16 protein-coding genes and 1 riboswitch are annotated in these 16868 nt (G+C 74.5%); of the genes, 3 read left to right on the forward strand and 13 right to left on the reverse strand.

The features are described from left to right. Positions 1-5: 5 nt before the first annotated feature. The 12 genes from MJ876_RS10575 to MJ876_RS10630 all read right to left on the reverse strand — a co-directional run bounded on the left by MJ876_RS10575 (position 6) and on the right by MJ876_RS10630 (position 12023). The gene (locus MJ876_RS10575; protein ID WP_240236244.1) at positions 6-1550 is read right to left on the reverse strand and encodes a CYTH and CHAD domain-containing protein; all 1545 of its coding nucleotides are present in this window, start codon (positions 1548-1550) and stop codon (positions 6-8) included. Then, positions 1547-2875, reverse strand: coding sequence for a serine hydrolase (locus tag MJ876_RS10580; protein WP_240236245.1), 1329 nt, complete (start codon positions 2873-2875; stop codon positions 1547-1549). Before MJ876_RS10580 ends, MJ876_RS10575 begins: the two co-directional genes overlap by 4 nt. 29 nt (positions 2876-2904) lie before the next feature. Continuing rightward, a complete protein-coding gene (gene gcvP, locus MJ876_RS10585; protein WP_240236246.1) occupies positions 2905-5805 on the reverse strand; it encodes an aminomethyl-transferring glycine dehydrogenase in 2901 nt (966 codons plus the stop codon). A gap of 87 nt (positions 5806-5892) precedes the next feature. Then, positions 5893-5996, reverse strand: a riboswitch (glycine riboswitch). An 80-nt stretch (positions 5997-6076) separates the two neighbouring features. After that, positions 6077-6700 carry a MerR family transcriptional regulator gene (locus MJ876_RS10590; protein WP_374202468.1) on the reverse strand — a complete coding sequence of 208 codons (624 nt, stop codon included), beginning with the start codon at positions 6698-6700 and terminating at the stop codon, positions 6077-6079. 338 nt (positions 6701-7038) lie between these two features. Then, entirely contained in the window at positions 7039-7503 is a 465-nt protein-coding gene (locus MJ876_RS10595) for a bifunctional nuclease family protein (protein ID WP_240236247.1), read from the reverse strand. Between the two features lie 52 nt (positions 7504-7555). Next, positions 7556-8254, reverse strand: coding sequence for a MerR family transcriptional regulator (locus tag MJ876_RS10600; protein ID WP_240236248.1), 699 nt, complete (start codon positions 8252-8254; stop codon positions 7556-7558). Between the two features lie 59 nt (positions 8255-8313). After that, positions 8314-8838: an FHA domain-containing protein gene (locus MJ876_RS10605; protein WP_240236249.1), complete on the reverse strand. Its 525-nt coding sequence runs from the start codon at positions 8836-8838 to the stop codon at positions 8314-8316. Between the two features lie 105 nt (positions 8839-8943). Beyond that, positions 8944-9333 (reverse strand): glycine cleavage system protein GcvH, encoded by a 390-nt coding sequence (gcvH, locus tag MJ876_RS10610; protein WP_240236250.1) that lies wholly within the window; start codon positions 9331-9333, stop codon positions 8944-8946. A gap of 31 nt (positions 9334-9364) precedes the next feature. Continuing rightward, positions 9365-10120 (reverse strand): DUF881 domain-containing protein, encoded by a 756-nt coding sequence (locus MJ876_RS10615; protein ID WP_240236251.1) that lies wholly within the window; start codon positions 10118-10120, stop codon positions 9365-9367. Further along, a complete protein-coding gene (locus MJ876_RS10620; protein ID WP_240236252.1) occupies positions 10113-10445 on the reverse strand; it encodes a small basic family protein in 333 nt (110 codons plus the stop codon). Before MJ876_RS10620 ends, MJ876_RS10615 begins: the two co-directional genes overlap by 8 nt. Beyond that, positions 10442-11419, reverse strand: coding sequence for a DUF881 domain-containing protein (locus tag MJ876_RS10625; protein WP_240236253.1), 978 nt, complete (start codon positions 11417-11419; stop codon positions 10442-10444). The genes MJ876_RS10620 and MJ876_RS10625 overlap by 4 nt, the downstream gene beginning before the upstream one ends. Then, a complete protein-coding gene (locus tag MJ876_RS10630) occupies positions 11412-12023 on the reverse strand; it encodes a CDP-alcohol phosphatidyltransferase family protein (protein ID WP_308192591.1) in 612 nt (203 codons plus the stop codon). The genes MJ876_RS10625 and MJ876_RS10630 overlap by 8 nt, the downstream gene beginning before the upstream one ends. A gap of 265 nt (positions 12024-12288) precedes the next feature. Here MJ876_RS10630 and MJ876_RS10635 point away from each other — a divergent pair, with 265 nt between their 5' ends. From MJ876_RS10635 to MJ876_RS10645, 3 genes are all read left to right on the forward strand, one after another. Then, positions 12289-13857 (forward strand): DUF1800 domain-containing protein, encoded by a 1569-nt coding sequence (locus MJ876_RS10635; RefSeq protein ID WP_240236254.1) that lies wholly within the window; start codon positions 12289-12291, stop codon positions 13855-13857. 94 nt (positions 13858-13951) lie between these two features. Then, positions 13952-15223 (forward strand): DUF1501 domain-containing protein, encoded by a 1272-nt coding sequence (locus tag MJ876_RS10640; protein WP_240236255.1) that lies wholly within the window; start codon positions 13952-13954, stop codon positions 15221-15223. 28 nt (positions 15224-15251) lie between these two features. Next, a complete protein-coding gene (locus tag MJ876_RS10645) occupies positions 15252-16226 on the forward strand; it encodes an alpha/beta hydrolase fold domain-containing protein (protein ID WP_240236256.1) in 975 nt (324 codons plus the stop codon). A gap of 20 nt (positions 16227-16246) precedes the next feature. Here MJ876_RS10645 and MJ876_RS10650 read toward each other — a convergent pair whose 3' ends face one another. Then, a complete protein-coding gene (locus tag MJ876_RS10650) occupies positions 16247-16780 on the reverse strand; it encodes a hypothetical protein (RefSeq protein ID WP_240236257.1) in 534 nt (177 codons plus the stop codon). Positions 16781-16868 lie beyond the last annotated feature (88 nt).

Here is a 16868-nt window from a genome sequence, read left to right on the forward strand (position 1 = left end):
CCGCCTCACGACAGCCGCAGGCCCCTGCCCTTCCGCCGCTTGTGCGCCCGGGCCCAGCGGGCGCGGGCGAGCTCGCGGGCCTCCTCGGCGGCGAGCACCTCCCACTCGTGCCAGATCCCGTAGGTGAACGAGCTCTCGCCGGCGGCGTCGGCCGCGGCGGCGACGTCGCGCACGAGCTGGCGCGACAGCCGGGTGTCCTGGAGCGTGCCGAGGGGCTGCTGGACGTGCTTGGCGGTCTTCGCGACCCGCTCCGCGTCGTCGCCGTACGCCGTCACGGCGGCCTCCCCGGCGTAGCGCAGGCGCTTCAGCGCGGACCGGGCGCGGTGCAGGCCGTCGTCGTCCTCGGCGGCGGCGAACCGCTTCCCGACCCGCTTGCGGTCCTTCGCGAGCAGCGGCGGCACGACGTCCCGGGTCCGCCGCTTCGCCTCGGGCGCCCAGGGCGGGTCCGCGACGAACCGGTCGAGCGCGGTCAGCAGCTCAAGGTGGCGGGGCGAGTCCAGCTCGACGGCCGTGGCCGCCCGGTGCCCCTTCATCTGCTCGCGGACGACGGCGCGCAGGCGCGTGCGGACCGGGCCGACGAGCAGGTCCGCCGGGGTGTCGGCGAGGGCGGCCTCCAGCCGCTCGGCGGCGACCTCGAGGTCGCGCTCCGGACCCAGCGCGCGCGTGAACGTCTGCAGACGACGCTGCAGGTCGTCGGCGGCGTCACCCTCGAAGAGCGGCGAGAAGGTGCGCAGGGCCGCGCGCAGCCGACGGGCGGCGACGCGGGCCTGGTGGACGCCGTCCGGGCGTCGGCGGCGCACCTCGACCTCGTGGCGGCGGAACGCGTCGAGCTGCTCGACCAGCCGCGCGTGCACCAGCCGGTGCACGGGCCGCTTGGTGCTGATGCGTGGCGCCTCCTCCGCCTCGGGGAGGACGTCGGCGAGCGCACGCTCGATCTTGCGGCCGACCGCGGCGGGGACGAACCCGGCCGCGAGCAGCTGCTCCTCCACGGCGTCCAGGAGGTCCTCGTCGCCGTCGACCAGCTCGACCTCGACCTCGCGCCATGCGAGGACGACGGTGTCGTCGCGCATCGCGGTGGTCCGGTCGTCGGCGACCTCGGCCAGCACGGCGCCGTCGGCGCCCACCAGGTCGTGGGTGGTCCGCTCGGTGCGGATCCGGGCGACCGGGGCCACGTCCGCGCCCGCGGTCCACGCGGTCACGAGGTCACGCAGCGGCTTGGGCGGGGTGGCGGCCCGGCCGAGGGGCCGGTGCACCTCGTCGCGTCCCGCGCCGACGGGCAGCTTGAGGTGCCAGCCCTCGTCGCCGCCGCCCTCGCGGCGTCGCAGGGTGATGCCGGCGCGGGTCAGGCGCAGGTCGACGGTGTCGTGGTACGTCGCGTCGAGCTCGGCGGTCCCCGCCCTGCCGAGGGCGGTGACGGGCCCGGCGCCGACCAGGTCGGGGAGGGCCAGGTCGTCGGTCGCGCCGACCTCGCCCCCCGGGGTGTAGGTCCGCTCGACCTCGTGGTGGCTGCCTGATCGACGACGGGGGCGACGCTGGGGAAGGTCGGTCACACCGTAGGTGTACCACCGGGCACGACATCGCCCGGCGCGTAGGGCTCGCGGGTCAGGACGAACGTCCCGAGGTCGACGTACGCCGCCCCGCCGGCGCCGTGCCGGAGCACGACCTCCTCGCCGGTGAAGTAGCCCGCGACGGCCACGACGCGGCCCTTGACCACGGCGAAGCGGTGCACCACCCGGCCGCCCTCGCGGGCGACGACCCCGTCGCCGTCCATCGACCAGGTCTGGGGGCGCGCCCCCCAGTGCCAGACCCCGAGCAACGGCGCCAGCGGGCCCGGGACGTCGGCCGTCGGCGTCCACGGCGCGGGCAGCGACGGCTCGCACGCCTCGAGGGTGGCCAGGAGGCGGTCCGCCGCCGCGACCTGCGGCAGCCCGGTGGTGCCGTTGGCGAGCAGGACGGCGCCGGTCCGTCGGACGGGGTCGACGAACAACGACGCCACGAAGCCCGGCATCGAGCCGCCGTGGCCGACCAGGCCGGCCGCACCGCCCGGGGCCAGCTGGAACCCGAGGCCGTGGCGCGACCCCGGCCCCGCGGCGCCGTCGCCGACCTGGCCGGCGCGGGCGCAGGCCAGCACGTCCGCCCCCAGGACCTTGTCGTCGCCGTGCAGCAGGAAGCCCGCCCACCGGGCGAGGTCGTCGAGGGTGCTCCACAGCTGGCCGGCCGGGGCCATCGTCCCGGTGTCGGAGTCGGGTTCCGGCAGGAGCACGGAGGTCCACGGGTGGACGCTGAAGCCGTGCGCCCGGGCACCGGCGGGGTCCAGAGTGGTGCGGCGCAGGCCGAGGGGGTCCAGCACGTCGGCGCGGATCGCCTCCGCCCACGTCGTGCCGCGGACGCGCGCGTGCACCTCGCCCAGGACGGCGTACCCGAGGTTCGAGTAGTGGAACGTCTCGCCGGGCCGGTGCGGGGCCCGGCGGCCGTTCTCGGCCACCGCGAGGGCGGCGGCGTTGTCGGGCCGGCCGGCGCGCTCCCACCAGGGCCCCGCGGGCTCGGCGGGCAGCCCGCCGCCGTGCCCGAGGAGCTGGGTCAGCGTCGCGGCGCCGTACGGCGCGTCGGGCCAGTACGCCGAGGCCGGCTCGTCCAGGTCGACCTCGCCGGCCTCGGCCAGGGCGAGGACGCCGACCGCGGTCATCGTCTTGGTGATCGACCCGATCCGGTACTGCGTGTGGCGCACCGGCCCGGGGACGTCGCCGTAGCCGTCGGACCAGACCGGGTAGCCGTCGCGCACCACGCACGCCACCACCGACGGCAGCCGGCCCTCGACCTGGACGTGGGCGAGGTCGGCCTGCAGCCGCCGGGCGGTGGACTCGGTGACGCTCACCCGCCGGACGCTACCGGTCCGGCCGGCCCCTACTCGGCGAACGCCTCCAGCGGCGGGCAGGCGCACTGCAGGTTGCGGTCGCCGTACGCCTGGTCGACGCGGGCCACGGGCGGCCAGTACTTGTCGGGGTCGATGCCGGCGGGGAAGACGCCCTCCTCGCGGGAGTACGGGCGGTCCCACTCCCCCACCAGGGCACGAGCCGTGTGGGGCGCGTGGCGCAGCGGCGACGCCTCGACGTCCCAGTCCCCGGCGGCGACACGGTCGATCTCGCGGCGGATGGCGATCATCGCGTCGCAGAACCGGTCGATCTCGGCGAGGTCCTCGGACTCGGTGGGCTCGACCATCAGCGTCCCCGCCACCGGGAACGACATCGTCGGGGCGTGGAAGCCGTGGTCGACGAGACGCTTGGCGACGTCCTCGACGCTGACGCCGGTCTCCTTGGTGAGCTGTCGCAGGTCGAGGATGCACTCGTGCGCCACGAGGCCGTTCTCGCCGGTGTAGAGGACACCGAAGTGGTCCCGCAGGCGGGCGGCGACGTAGTTCGCGGACAGCACGGCCGCCGCGGTGGCGCGGGTGAGACCCTCGGCGCCCATCATCCGCACGTACGCCCAGGAGATCGGCAGGATCCCCGCCGAGCCGTACGGCGCCGCGCTGATCGGGCCGACGCCGTCGCGACGCTCCGCGTCGGGGTGGGCCGCGTGGGAGGGCAGGTACGGCGCGAGGTGCTCGCGCACCGCGACCGGACCGACCCCGGGGCCACCACCGCCGTGCGGGATGCAGAACGTCTTGTGCAGGTTCAGGTGCGAGACGTCGCCGCCGAACGAGCCGGGCTCGGCGTACCCGACGAGCGCGTTGAGGTTCGCGCCGTCGACGTACACCTGGCCGCCGTGGTCGTGGACGACCTCGCAGAGCTCGACGACGCCGGACTCGTAGACACCGTGGGTCGAGGGGTAGGTGATCATGATGGCCGCGAGGTCGTCGGCGTGCTCGGCGCACTTCGTGCGCAGGTCGTCGAGGTCGACGCCGCCGTCCTCGCCGGAGGCCACGACGACGACCCGCATGCCGGCCATCACCGCGGAGGCGGCGTTCGTGCCGTGCGCGGACGACGGGATGAGGCAGACGTCGCGGCGCTCCTCGCCGCGGGCACGCTGCCAGCCGCGGATCGCCAGCAGCCCGGCCAGCTCGCCCTGCGAGCCGGCGTTCGGCTGGATGGAGACCCGGTCGTAGCCGGTGATCGCGGCGAGCCAGCCCTCGAGGTCGGCGACGAGGCGGCGGTAGCCCTCGGCGTCCTCGACGGGCGCGAACGGGTGCAGGTCGGTGAACCCCGGCAGCCCGATGGCCTCCATCTCGGTGGTGGCGTTGAGCTTCATCGTGCAGGAGCCCAGCGGGATCATGCCGCGGTCGAGCGCGAAGTCGCGGTTCGAGAGCCGCGCGAGGTAGCGCAGCATCTGGGTCTCGCTGCGGTGCGTCGAGAAGACCTCGTGCGTCAGGTACGGCGAGGTGCGGGCGAGGTCGGCGGGCAGCGCGGCGACCGACCCGGCGGAGACGGCGTCACCCGAGGAGTCCGCCGCGACCAGGTCGACGCCGAACGCCTTGACGACGGCCTCGGCCGTGGCCTCGGTGAACGTCTCCCCCACGCTGAGGCCGACGTGGTCGTCGTCGACGTGGCGCAGGTGGACGCCGAGGTCGCGGGCGACGCCGACGACCTCGCCGGCGCGGCCCGGCACGCGGGCCAGGACGGTGTCGAAGAACGCGTCGTGGACGACCTCGACGTCGCCGGCGCGCAGGGAGTCGGCGAGGCGGGCGGCGTGACCGGCGACGCGGCTCGCGATCGCCCGCAGCCCGTCCGGGCCGTGGTGGACGGCGTACATCGAGGCGACGACGGCGAGCAGCACCTGGGCCGTGCAGATGTTGGACGTGGCCTTGTCGCGGCGGATGTGCTGCTCGCGGGTCTGCAGGGCCAGGCGGTACGCCGGGCGCCCCTCGGCGTCCTTCGAGACGCCGACCAGGCGGCCGGGCAGGTGGCGCTCGAGCCCGGACCGGACGGCCATGAACGCGGCGTGCGGGCCGCCGCCGAACAGCGGGACGCCGAAGCGCTGGGACGAGCCGACGGCGACGTCCGCGCCGAGCTCGCCGGGCGGGGTCAGCAGCGTCGAGGCGAGCAGGTCGCAGGCGACGACGGCGAGCCCCCCGTGCTCGTGGGCGGCGTCGATGGCCGGGCGGGGGTCGCGGACGGCGCCGGAGGCGCCGGGGTACTGCACGAGGACGCCGGAGACCCGCTCGGGCAAGGCCCGCGCGGCGAGCCCCTCGGGCGACAGGTCCGCGACGAGCACCTCGAGGCCCATGGCCTCGGCGCGGGTGCGGACGACGTCGATCGTCTGCGGCAGGGCGTCGGCGTCCACGACGAACGGGCCGGTGGCCTTGCGGTCGGCGCGGCGCACGAGCGTCATCGCCTCGGCGGCGGCGGTGGCCTCGTCGAGCAGGCTCGCGTTGGCGGTCGGCAGGCCGGTGAGGTCGCCGACCATGGTCTGGAAGTTGATCAGCGCCTCGAGCCGGCCCTGGCTGATCTCCGGCTGGTACGGCGTGTAGGCGGTGTACCAGGACGGATCCTCGAGCACGTTGCGGCGGATCACCGGCGGGGTGATCGTCGCGTGGTAGCCCAGGCCGATCATCGACTCGGCGGGGCCGTTCGCGGCGGCGAGCTCACGGAGCTCGGCGGCGCAGGTGGTCTCGTCGACCGGGTCCGGCAGCGTCATCGGGCTGCTCGCGCGGATCGACGCGGGGACGGCGGCGTCCATGAGCGCGTCGAGGCTGTCGTGGCCGACGCGCTCCAGCATGGTGGCGACGGCCTCGTCGGCGAGACCGACGTGGCGGGAGACGAACGGTGCGGACGACGGGGCGGACGACGGTGCGGCGGTCGGAACGGTCATTCCGGCAGGGCTCCTCAGGGTGGCGACCAGGTCACCCTCCCCCTCTGTCACCGCCCCGGTGGTGCGTCGGGGCTGCTCCAGAGCTGCCTGGTCCGCACGGTCCGGGTGCCTGAGAGGTTCCGGGGAGGAATTGCCCCTTCGGCGCGCCGTACGCCCTCGCGGTCGTGCGGCGACTCTCCCGTGCGGGATCACCAGCGCCGCCCAGGTTACACCGGGGCGGCGCGTGGTCGTGGTTCCTCGCGGGTGCGTCCCGCGTCGTGGAGGGTCCTGGTCAGCCCGTGGCGCGGGCGGCGCGGCGCCGGGCCAGCTCGTCGTCGGCCGCCGGGGCCGCCGGGGTGTCGGCCTCGTCGTCGGCGGCGGTGCGCTCGCTCGGGAGGTCGGCGAGCGTCCCCTCGATCTCGCGCCACACCCCGCCGATCGCGATGCCGAAGACGCCCTGCCCGCCCTGGAGGAGGTCGATGACCTCGTGGTCGGAGGTGCACTCGTAGACCGAGGCGCCGTCGCTCATCAGCGTGACCTGGGTCAGGTCGTCGGTGCCCCGCTCGCGCAGGTGCTGGACGGCGGAGCGGATCTGCTGCAGCGAGATGCCGGCGTCCAGGAGCCGCTTGATGACCTTCAGCAGCAGGATGTCGCGGAACGAGTAGAGCCGCTGCGAGCCGGACCCCTTCGCCCCGCGGACGGTCGGCTCGACCAGGCCGGTGCGCGCCCAGTAGTCGAGCTGGCGGTAGGTGATGCCCGCGGCGTTGCACGCGGTCGGTCCGCGGTAGCCGGTGTCGCTGGGCAGCGGCGACACGTCGTCGGTGAAGAGAAGCCCCTGCTCGTCGGCGGCCTGGGTGGCCTTCACGATCTCGGCCGGGTCGTCGTGCCGGTCGGCCGGCTGGTCCTTGCTACCCACGGGGGTCCTCCATCGTCCGCTCCGCTCGATGCCACTCCCGAGGACCGCGTGAGGGATCAGCGAGGGGGCTGACCACAACGGTGGAGTTTCAACGGAGACAGTTCACGGTAGGCCGGGCTCCCGGGCCGGTCAACGCGACACCCGGTGTGTCGAGCGACAGTCTCACCTTCGAGTTGAGGGTGAGGGCTGGTCCGCACGTGCGCGCGGGCGGTCGAATTCCCACGGTAGGTAGATCGTTCGTCACTCCTCACGACGAATTCGTCGTGGGAGGCGTCGACCCACCGTGTGACCGTGGGGATTTGCCCCAGGACCGACCCGGGACCCGACCCCCGCGCGGCTCAGGACTCGAAGTCCTCCGGGGTCACCTGGTCGAGGAACTCGCGGAACTTCTCGACCTCGTCCTCCTGCTCGGCGGGGACGGCGAGGCCGGCCTCCTCGAGCACGGAGTCGGCGCAGACGATCTTGGTGCCCGTGCGCAGCGCCAGGGCGATCGAGTCGGACGGGCGGGCGCTGACCTCGGTGCCGCCGTCCAGCACGAGCGTGGCGTAGAAGACGCCGTCGCGCATGTCGTCGATGCGGACCTCGGTGAGCGGGCTGCCGGTGGCCTCGAGCACGTCCTTCAGCAGGTCGTGCGTCAGCGGGCGCGGCGGGACGACGCCCTGCTGCGCGAACGCGATGGCGGTGGCCTCGACGGCCCCGATCCAGATGGGCAGGTACCGCTCGCCGCTGACCTCGCGAAGCAGCACGATCGGCTGGTTCGAGGGCATCTCGACCCGGACTCCGATGACATCGACCTCGCGCACGTCCTCACCCTACTCCCGGCCGAGCAAGCCGGACGGCGGGTTCGGGGCAGGCTCAGGAGCGGCGCAGGCCCGCGCGGACCAGCGTCGCGTGCAACCGCACCGAGAGCGCCGCGACCTGGCCCTGCGTCTCCTCCGCGCGCTGCCGTGCACCGGCGTCGCGGGAGGCGCGGACGGGCGCGATGACCTGCTCGACGAGCCCGATCTCGCGGTCGGCGGCGGTGCGGAAGGCGCGCAGGTGCCGCGGCTGCACGCCGTACGCCGCGAGGTCGCGCGCCGTGCGCGCCACCAGCAGGGCGTCGGTGTCGTAGTGGGTGGTGCCGGTGACGGGGGCGAGGAGGCCGTACTGCTCCAGGGCGACCAGGAGCTCCTCGTCCACCTCGGCGACCTTCAGCAGCTCACGCCGCGACAGGCGCAGCCCGTCGTTGCGGGTGAAGGCCTCCGGCGACGGCAGGCCGTCCTCGCCGAGCGCCACGACGGGCACGGTGGGGGTCACGGCCTCCGGCTCCGGCGGCTCGAGGCCGCGGTCGATGGCGTCGAGCTGCTCCCCGATGACCCGCAGCGGCAGGTAGTGGTCGCGCTGCATCCGCAGCACGTAGCGCAGCCGGTCGACGTCGTCGCTGGAGAACTTCCGGTAGCCCGCGGCGGTCCGCTCCGGCTTGATCAGCCCCTTGTCCTCCAGGAAGCGGATCTTCGGGATCGTCACGCCCGGGAAGTCCGGGCGCAGCAGATCGAGCACCTGCCCGATCGTCATCCGGGCAGCCGGTGTCGCGGCCCCGGAGGGGTCGGCCGAGTGGACCGGCATCGTGCGGGTCAGCCCTGCTGGTGGCCGGCGAAGAAGACGAGGCGGTACTTGCCGATCTGCACCTCGTCGCCGTCGGTGAGCGCGAGCTCGTCGATGCGGTCGCGGTTCACGTAGGTGCCGTTCAGGCTGCCGACGTCGCTGACGGTGAAGGTGCCCGCGCCGCGGCGGAACTCCGCGTGGCGACGGGACACGGTGACGTCGTCGAGGAAGATCTCGCTCTCCGGGTGACGCCCCGCGTTGACCAGGTCCTGGTCGAGCAGGAAGCGGCTGCCCGCCCCCGGCCCGCGCTGCACCACGAGCAGGGCGTGGCCCGGCGGGAGCGCGTCGACGGCCGCGGCGTCGACCGGGCTGAGCTGGCGGTCGGAGCTCTCCTTCTCGGGGGCTCCGAACGTGATGGTCGCGGTGGCGTCCGTGGGCTCGACCGCCGGCGAGCTGCCGGTCGAGGTGACGTCGGTCGCCAGCCGGGTGCCGCACTGGGCGCAGAACCGGGCGTCGTCCGGGTTCTGCCTTCCGCAGGCTGTGCAGAACGGCATTGGTGCATCCCTCCGGTGCTGCGTCTCGCCGGTCTCAGGCCGGACGTGGGTGGTCGTGCGCCCTCCCCACGGTCCTCCGACCGCGGTGGGTGCCGAACCTATCAGTCAGGACTCGAGGCTCGCCGAGTACGCCGCGGCGTCCATCAGGGCGCCGACCGCGTCCGCGTCGTCGGGTCGGACCTCGAACAGCCAGCCCTCGCCGTACGGGTCGGAGTTCACCAGCTCGGGGGTCGCCTCGAGCGCCGGGTTGACGGCCGTGACGGTCCCCGAGACGGGGGCGTAGACGTCGCTGACCGACTTGGTCGACTCGAGCTCGCCGCAGGTGCTGCCGGCGTGGACCTCGGTGCCGGCCTCGGGGAGGTCGACGTACACGATGTCGCCGAGCTCGCCCTGCGCGAAGTCGGTGATCCCGACGCGCACCGCTCCGTCGCCGTCGGGGTCCGCGACCCACTCGTGCTCCGGCGTGTAGTGCAGGTCCGGTGGGGTCTGGCTCATGGGCGCCGAGCGTACTCGGCGGCGGCCGTGCCTACTCCCCGGGTTCCACGGGCTCGGCGAGGTCGGGCGCGGCGTCCTCGACGACCGCCTCCACCTCGACCGTCTCCGGCTGCTCGACGACGGTCGTGGCGCCGTCCTCCTCGATCGAGTCCTCCGGACCGCCGGGGAAGCTGAGGGCGCCGCGCAGCGCCGAGGGCTCCCCGATGACGTCGACGACGTACGGCGACTCGAGCAGCACGCCGTCCACGACGAGGCCCTCCTCGGTCGCCTCGAAGGCCGACGACACGACCAGCCGCACCTGCGAGTCGACCTCGATGGCCTCCGCGCCGGCGCTGCGCAGCTCCTGGACCAGGTCGAGCATCGAGTTGATGCTGACGGTGCCCTCGATCGTGATCCTCAGCCCGGGCCCGGAGACGGGCACGAGACCGGCCAGCACGGTGAGGTCGTCGGCCTCCTGGCGGGCCTGGTCGAGGGCGGCCCGGCGCCGCTCGCCGCGGTCGAGGAGGTCGCGCCGCTGCTCCTCGAGGCGCTGGATCTCCGACCGGGCCCGCTCCGAGGCCCCGGCCAGGCCGGACAGCGCGTCGATGAGGTCCTGCTGGCGGTAGCCGGCGTACGTGTCGTCGCTCTCGGTCGCGCTGACCTGGGTGACGGCGCCGAAGCCCACGGCGGCCAGCAGCACGGCGACCACGACCTGGCCGCGGCCCGGGCGGCGGAACGCCTCCCTGAGCCGGTCGCGCCCGTCCTGCGCGGTGCCGGGGCCGGGGTCCTGCGGGTCCCGCTCAGGCATGGAAGAGGTGACGGCGGATGGCCGCGACGTTGGAGAAGATCCGGATGCCGAGGACGACGATGACCCCGGTCGAGAGCTGGCCGCCGACACCGAGCCGGTCGCCGACGTACACGATCGCGGCGGCGATGACGACGTTCGAGACGAACGAGATGACGAAGACCTTGTCGTCGAAGATCCCGTCAAGGAAGGCACGCAGGCCGCCGAAGGCCGCGTCGAGGGCGGCGACGACCGCGATCGGCAGGTACGGCTCGAGCCCGAGGGGCACGTCGGGGGTCAGCACCAGCCCGAGGACGATGCCGACCAGCAGGCCGAGGACGGCGATCACGGGGTGCTCCTCTCCGGCAGCTCGCGCTCGTCGTCGGCGCCGAGGTCGAGACCCGGCGGCAGCGAGGCGGCGGGCAGCTCGAGCTCGTCGACGGTCTCCAGCTGCACGTCGAAGAACAGCAGCTCCGAGAGCTGGGTGAACTCCGCGCCGGACGACGACTCGGCGAACCGGGCCGGCATCGTCTGCGGGTCGCCGATCGCCTCGACGACGTACGGCGGGTCGAGGCTGCGGCCGTCGAGGCTCACGGCGGGTCCGGTGCTGGCGACGCGGGTCAGGGTCCCGATCCGGCGCCCGTTGATGGCGACGGCCTCGGCCCCGGCGTTCCACAGGCCGTCGAGGACCTGCGTCATGTCGTCTGCGGGGTCGCCGTCCGGCGGGTCCTCGAAGGTCAGGCGGACGCCCGGTCCCGTGACGGCGCCGTACCCGGTGACCGAGCGGAGCCGGGCGAGGCGGGTGTCGAACGACTCCTCGGTCGCGGTGAGGTCGGCGAGCGCCGCGGCGTCGGTGACGTTGGCGTCGCGGAGCTCGGCCAGCCGGTCCTGCTGCTCGCCGAGGGCGTCGCGGCGCAGCTCGGCCTCCTCGATGAGCCCGGCGCGGTCGGACTCCTGGGCGCCGCGGCCGCGGTCGGTCTCGACGGCCGCGACGGTGATCAGCATGCCGAGGACGGCCACCGCCACCAGCGCCGGGAGACCGGCCCGGCGTCGTGGCGGCCCGGCGTCCGCGGTCCCGCCGTCGTCCTCGGAGGTCGCGGCGGCCGCCTCCGCACGACGGCGGGCGGCGACGGCGTAGTCCTCGTCGAGGGCCTGGGCGGTCAGCAGGTCCAGCAGCGGGGTGGTGACGTGGGCGGGCAGCGGCGGCGCCGGGACGTCGTCGCGCGGCGGGCGCTCGGCACGCTCCGGGCGGTGCGGCAGGTGGGGCGCCCGGTGGGGTGCCCGGTGCCGGGTCGGCCCCGGCGACGCGGTCGGCTCAGCCACGCGGCACCACCCGGCGCTCGGTGGTCGCGAGGAGCTTCCTGACCTGCCAGGCGTAGAGGACGCCGGCCCACCAGTACAGGCCGATGCCCCAGACGGCGAAGGCCCAGCCGAAGACGAGCGCCATCGTGGCGACCACGCCGTCCCCCTCGCCGAGCAGCAGCAGCGGGAAGGCGTAGAGGAGGTTGAACGTCGCCGCCTTGCCGAGGAAGTGCACCGGCAGCGAGCTGTAGCCCCGGGTGCGCAGGATCGGCACCAGTCCCCACAGGAGCAGGTCGCGCAGCGGCAGGGCGACCGCCACCCACCAGGGGATCACGTCGCGCAGCGCCAGCCCGATGATCACGGCGAGGATGTAGAGCCGGTCGGCGACCGGGTCGAGGATCTCCCCCACCGTCGAGTACTGCCCGAGCCGGCGCGCGAGGTAGCCGTCCAGGTAGTCGGTGACGCCCGACAGCATGAGCACCACCAGCGCCCAGCCGTCGGCCTCGGGGCCCAGCACCAGCCAGAGGAACAGGGGCAGGGCCGCCAGGCGGAGCATGCTCAGGACGTTCGGCACCGTCCACACGCGTCGCGTGCGGATCGCCTCCTCCCGTCGCTCATCTGGCACGGCAGCACCCTACGGCGCGCCCCTCACGCTGCCGTCCCCGACGTGCGGGACGCCCGCGGGCCCGGCACGCGGCGCACCACGGACGCCGGGGCGACCGGCGCCGTCCCCACACGTGCGCGGACGTGCCGACTCGACCCCCGTCAGCCGCGCAGACCTGCCGACTCGGCACCATGGACGCCAGACCCCGTGACGGGCGTGTGTCGCTTGCGGACTTCTTGAGTAAAAACCGCAACACACGACCTTGCGGCGCCCTACCTTCTCGGGTATGAGCACCATGACCGCCGCCCCCCGCCGACGCACCCTCCTCGCGGGTGTCGGCGCCGGCACAGCGGCGGCCGCCGCGGGCGCCGTGACCGCGCCGGCGCAGGCGGCCGGGGTGCGCTACACCCCGGCGTCGTTCACCGGCGTGCAGCTCCTGCCGGAGGCCGAGCGTCACCTCGTCTCCCGGTTCTCCTACGGCGTGACGCCCGCGCTGGCGAACCAGGTCCGCAAGGCCGGTGGCGCACAGGCGTGGTTCGAGCGCCAGCTCGACCCGTCCGGCGTCGCCGACGGCACGGCCGCCGCGCTCGAGGGCTGGTGGCCGTCCCTGTCGTACGACGCGCCCAAGCTGTGGGAGCGCAGCCAGGGCACCCTCGAGGGCGGCTGGGAGGTCATGCAGTCCTACCAGCGCTGGCTGCTGATGCGGCGCACCTACTCGCAGCGCCAGCTCGCCGAGGTCATGACGGAGTTCTGGGAGAACCACTTCAACGTCCCGGTCTTCGGCGACGGTGTCTTCACCTTCCGCAAGAACTACGGCGACACCATCCGCGCCCGGGCCCTCGGCACCTTCGAGGACCTCCTGCAGGCGGTCACCGTCCACCCGGCGATGGGCATGTTCCTCGACAACGCGAAGTCGTCGAAGTCCGCGCCCAACGAGAACCTCGGCCGCGAGCTGCTCGAGCTGCACACCGTCGGCCGCGGGGTCTACGACGAGGACGACGTCAAGAGCTCCGCGCGCATCCTCACCGGCTACTGGGTCGACATGTGGCGCACCTGGACGGCGAGCTACCGCCCCGAGGAGCACTGGACCGGCCGCGTGCAGGTCATGGACTTCACCGACGACAACCGCGACCCCGACGGCCGCGCCGTCGTCCGCCGCTACCTCAGCTACCTCGCCAAGCACCCCTCCACCGCCGCCCGGGTCGCCCGCAAGCTCGCCGTGAAGTTCGTGTCCGACACCCCCTCCGAGGCCCTGGTGTCGCAGCTCGCCGACGTGTACCTGCGCAACGGCACCGCGATCGCACCCGTCCTGCGGGCGCTGGTCGCCAGCGATGAGTTCAAGCGCTCCGCCGGCAAGAAGGTCCGCGACCCGGGTGAGGACCTCGTCGCCACCTACCGCGTCCTGCAGATGAAGGTCGCTCGTCCGACCGCCTCCGACTCCGCGGTCAACGCGATGCTCTGGCAGGTCTCCAACCTCGGCCAGACCCCGGTGTCGTGGCCGCAGCCCGACGGTCCGCCGCTGACCAGCGAGGCCTGGAGCTCCCCGTCCCGCATCCTCGCGTCGTTCGACACCCACTACACGCTCTCGGGCGGCTGGTGGCCGAAGAAGGACGTCACCTACCGCCCCAAGAGCGCCTGGCTGCCCCGCAAGCGCATGCGCTTCGACATGCTCGTCGACTACCTCTCGCGCATGCTGCTGCACCGCCCCTCGACCGCGGCGCTGCTCGAGGCCTGCTGCCTGTCGGTCGACCTGACGCCCGCCGAGATGATCCACGCCGACCACGGCCTCGTGAAGTGGAACATGCACCGCGTCCTCGCCACGGTCCTGGACTCCCCGGCCCACCTGACCCGCTGAGCCACACGTCCCGCTCCCTCCGCACGACCGCTCCTCTCGGACCCCCTCCCCACCGGTGGCCCCGCCACCGGCCGCGCCGAAACGGACCCCCCTCATGACCGTCACCGCCTCCCCCGCCACGTCCTGCTGCGACGAGTACGCCGGCATGTCGCGCCGCGGCCTGATCCGCGGCGCCGCCCTGCTCGGCGCCACCGCGACCTTCGGGTCGGCCGTGGTCACCACGAGCGCCCGGCCCGCCGCCGCCTCGTGGGGCGCACCGGCCCGCGGCACCCTCGTGCTGCTGTCCCTGCGGGGCGCCGCCGACGGCCTCAACATCGTCGTCCCGCACGGCGACCCGGCGTACTACGCCGCCCGCCCGCGGATCAACGTCCCCAAGGACACCCTCCTGGAGCGCGACGACTTCTTCGGCCTCCACCCGGGCCTCAAGGCCCTGCAGCCGATGTGGCGCTCCGGCAAGCTCGCCGCCATCCACGCCACCGGCATGCCCGCGCCGAACCGCTCCCACTTCTTCGCGATGGAGGAGATCGAGGACGCGGACCCGGGCTCCTCGGCCCGCACCGGCTGGCTGAACCGGTTCCTCGGCCTCGACTCGAACACCTCCCCGCTGCAGGGCATGCACGTCGGCGGCGGCGTCCCGCCGACCTCGATGTACGGGCCGCACCAGGTGATGTCCGCCCGCGCCGCCAGCGCCGTCAAGCTCGCCGGCGACGACCAGTACGCCGTCAACGACGGCCGCCGCCGCTCGCTGCAGAAGCTGTGGAACCGCGACATGTCGCTGCTCGGCCGCAACGTCCGCTCCAGCTTCGCCGCCATCGACGCCTTCGAGCCCGTGCTCGGCGTCGCCGAGGGCCCGCGCAACGGCGCGACCTACCCGCGCAGCGACCTCGGCACCGCGCTCGGCGAGGTCGCCCGCATCCTGCGCGGCAACGTCGGCGTCGAGGCCGTGACCGTCGACCAGGGCGACTGGGACATGCACACCGACATGGGCAACATGTCCTGGGGCCGCATGAAGGCGAACGTCACCGAGCTCGGCGACGCGATCGCCGCCTTCTTCACCGACCTCGGACCGCTCGCCGACAACGTCACCCTCGTGACCCTCAGCGAGTTCGGCCGCCGGGTGAAGGAGAACTCGTCGTGGGGCACCGACCACGGCTACGGCAACGTCATGTTCGTGGCGGGCGCCGGGGTCAAGGGCGGGAAGTACTACGGGCGCTGGCCGGGCCTGCAGAACTCCCTGGACGCCGACCTCACCGTCACCACCGACTACCGCAGCGTCCTGTCCGAGGTGCTGCGCCGCCGCTTCGACACCTCCACCTCGGCGGTGTTCCCCGGCTTCCAGCCCGAGGATGTCGGCTTCATGGCCTGACGCCGCGGATCGCCGTACGGTCGGCGGCGTGAGCGAGCCCATGCCGCCGGGGGCCCGGCTCGTCGCGCGCGCCTTCCGGACCGTGCCCGCGCTCCGGGCCGCCCGGCTGGACGACGCCCGCCTGGCCCGGCTGCGGGCACGGCCGCTGCCGGAGTCCGGCGCCGTCGCCGCCCTGGCCGGTCTCGTGGTCGGCCGCGTGCCCGCGGGCGTCGTGGTCACCACCGACCACCACGGGGCGCTGCCGCTGCGGCTCTACACCCCCGCCGGCACCTCGCCGCGCCGAGCCCTCGTGCTGGCGCTGCACGGCGGCGGTTTCGTCCTCGGCAGCGCCCGTCAGCAGGACTGGCTGCACGGCCGGGTGGCCCGCGACCTCGACGCGGTCGTCGTCGCCCCCGACTACCGCCTCGCCCCAGAGCACCCCTTCCCCGCCGCCGTCGACGACGCCTGGGACGCCCTCGGGTGGGCGGTCGGGCACGCCGCCGCGCTCGGTGCCGACGCGGCTCGCACCTGCCTGCTCGGCGAGAGCGCCGGCGGCACGCTCGCGGCCGTCACGGCCCGCCGTGCCGTCGACGAGGGGCTGCCCGGTGGGGCTCGCGTCGTCCACCAGTCGCTGCTCTACCCGCCCGTCGACCTCACCGAGGCGCTCGCCCGCACCGCGTCGTACGCCGAGCACCACGCCGCCGCGATCGGCTCCGCCGCCGCGCTGCGGTGGTTCCGCGACGCCTACCTCGGGCCCCGGGGCGACGCGGCCGACCCGCGGTGCTCCCCCGCCCTGGCCGAGGCCCGGGGACTGCCCCCGACGTGCGTCGTGCTCGCCGGGCACGACCCGCTGCGCGACGCCGCCGCGGCGTACGCCGACGCGCTGGCCGCGGCCGGCACGGTGGTGGAGGTCGTCGACGCCCCGGGCATGCCGCACGGGTTCCTGGGCTTCCCCCGCCTCGCCCGCGACGCCGCGGGGGTCGTGGACGCCGTCGTCGCCGACGCGGCGCGGGCCACCGGCTGAGGGCTCCCCCTCCGGGCGCGTCAGGACGGCAGCTGCGGCAGCTCCAGGTCGCACTCGTCGCGGGCGTGGGCCGAGATGTTCTCGTTGGCCTCCTGGAACTCGGCCGTGTTGAGCGCCTGGAGCTCCCGGCCCACCTCCTGCACGTCCTGCTCGCTGACGCCCTCGGGCAGCTCGCCGTCGGGACCGATCTGGGCGAGGTCGCCGTACGTCAGGCCCGCCTCGTCGAGCACCTGCTCACGCTGGTCGAGGTTCTCGTCGACGACCGCCCAGTCGTCGGCCACCTCGTCGGGCGCCGAGTCGGCGAGGCCACGGGTCGCCTCGACGGAGTCCTCGAGCGCCTGCGGGTCGGGTGTCGACTCGCCGTCCCCGGCGAGCTCGTCACCCTGCTCCTGCGCGGCCTGGAGGTCCTCGCAGTAGCTCTCGGTGTCGTTGCCCCCGAAGGCGCCGCTGATCGCGCCGCACCCGCTCAGCAGCCCGGCCGAGAGCACGACGGCGACGACGGCGGACGCCGTCCTGGAGGTCGGGGTGGTCGACCGGGCGGTCGTGCGTGACATCGGGTCTCCTCGTCTCGGGCGCCTGCCAGGATGCCGCACCCCGGGGTCCGGTGCGGGCGGACCCCGGGCCCCGGCCTCCTGCCCGCTC

The sequence above is a fragment of the Nocardioides sp. CFH 31398 genome (assembly GCF_022436705.1).
In the GTDB taxonomy this organism is placed as follows: Bacteria; Actinomycetota; Actinomycetes; order Propionibacteriales; family Nocardioidaceae; genus Nocardioides.

Excerpts from the sequence above, each read along its gene's own strand:
- MJ876_RS10615 (WP_240236251.1), bottom strand. The coding sequence starts at position 10,120 with ATGCCTGAGCGGGACCCGCAGGACCCCGGCCCCGGCACCGCGCAGGAC.
- MJ876_RS10605 (WP_240236249.1), bottom strand. The coding sequence starts at position 8,838 with ATGCCGTTCTGCACAGCCTGCGGAAGGCAGAACCCGGACGACGCCCGG.
- MJ876_RS10650 (WP_240236257.1), bottom strand. The coding sequence starts at position 16,780 with ATGTCACGCACGACCGCCCGGTCGACCACCCCGACCTCCAGGACGGCG.
- MJ876_RS10635 (WP_240236254.1), top strand. The coding sequence starts at position 12,289 with ATGAGCACCATGACCGCCGCCCCCCGCCGACGCACCCTCCTCGCGGGT.
- MJ876_RS10640 (WP_240236255.1), top strand. The coding sequence starts at position 13,952 with ATGACCGTCACCGCCTCCCCCGCCACGTCCTGCTGCGACGAGTACGCC.
- gcvH (WP_240236250.1), bottom strand. The coding sequence starts at position 9,333 with ATGAGCCAGACCCCACCGGACCTGCACTACACGCCGGAGCACGAGTGG.
- gcvP (WP_240236246.1), bottom strand. The coding sequence starts at position 5,805 with ATGACCGTTCCGACCGCCGCACCGTCGTCCGCCCCGTCGTCCGCACCG.
- MJ876_RS10600 (WP_240236248.1), bottom strand. The coding sequence starts at position 8,254 with ATGACGATCGGGCAGGTGCTCGATCTGCTGCGCCCGGACTTCCCGGGC.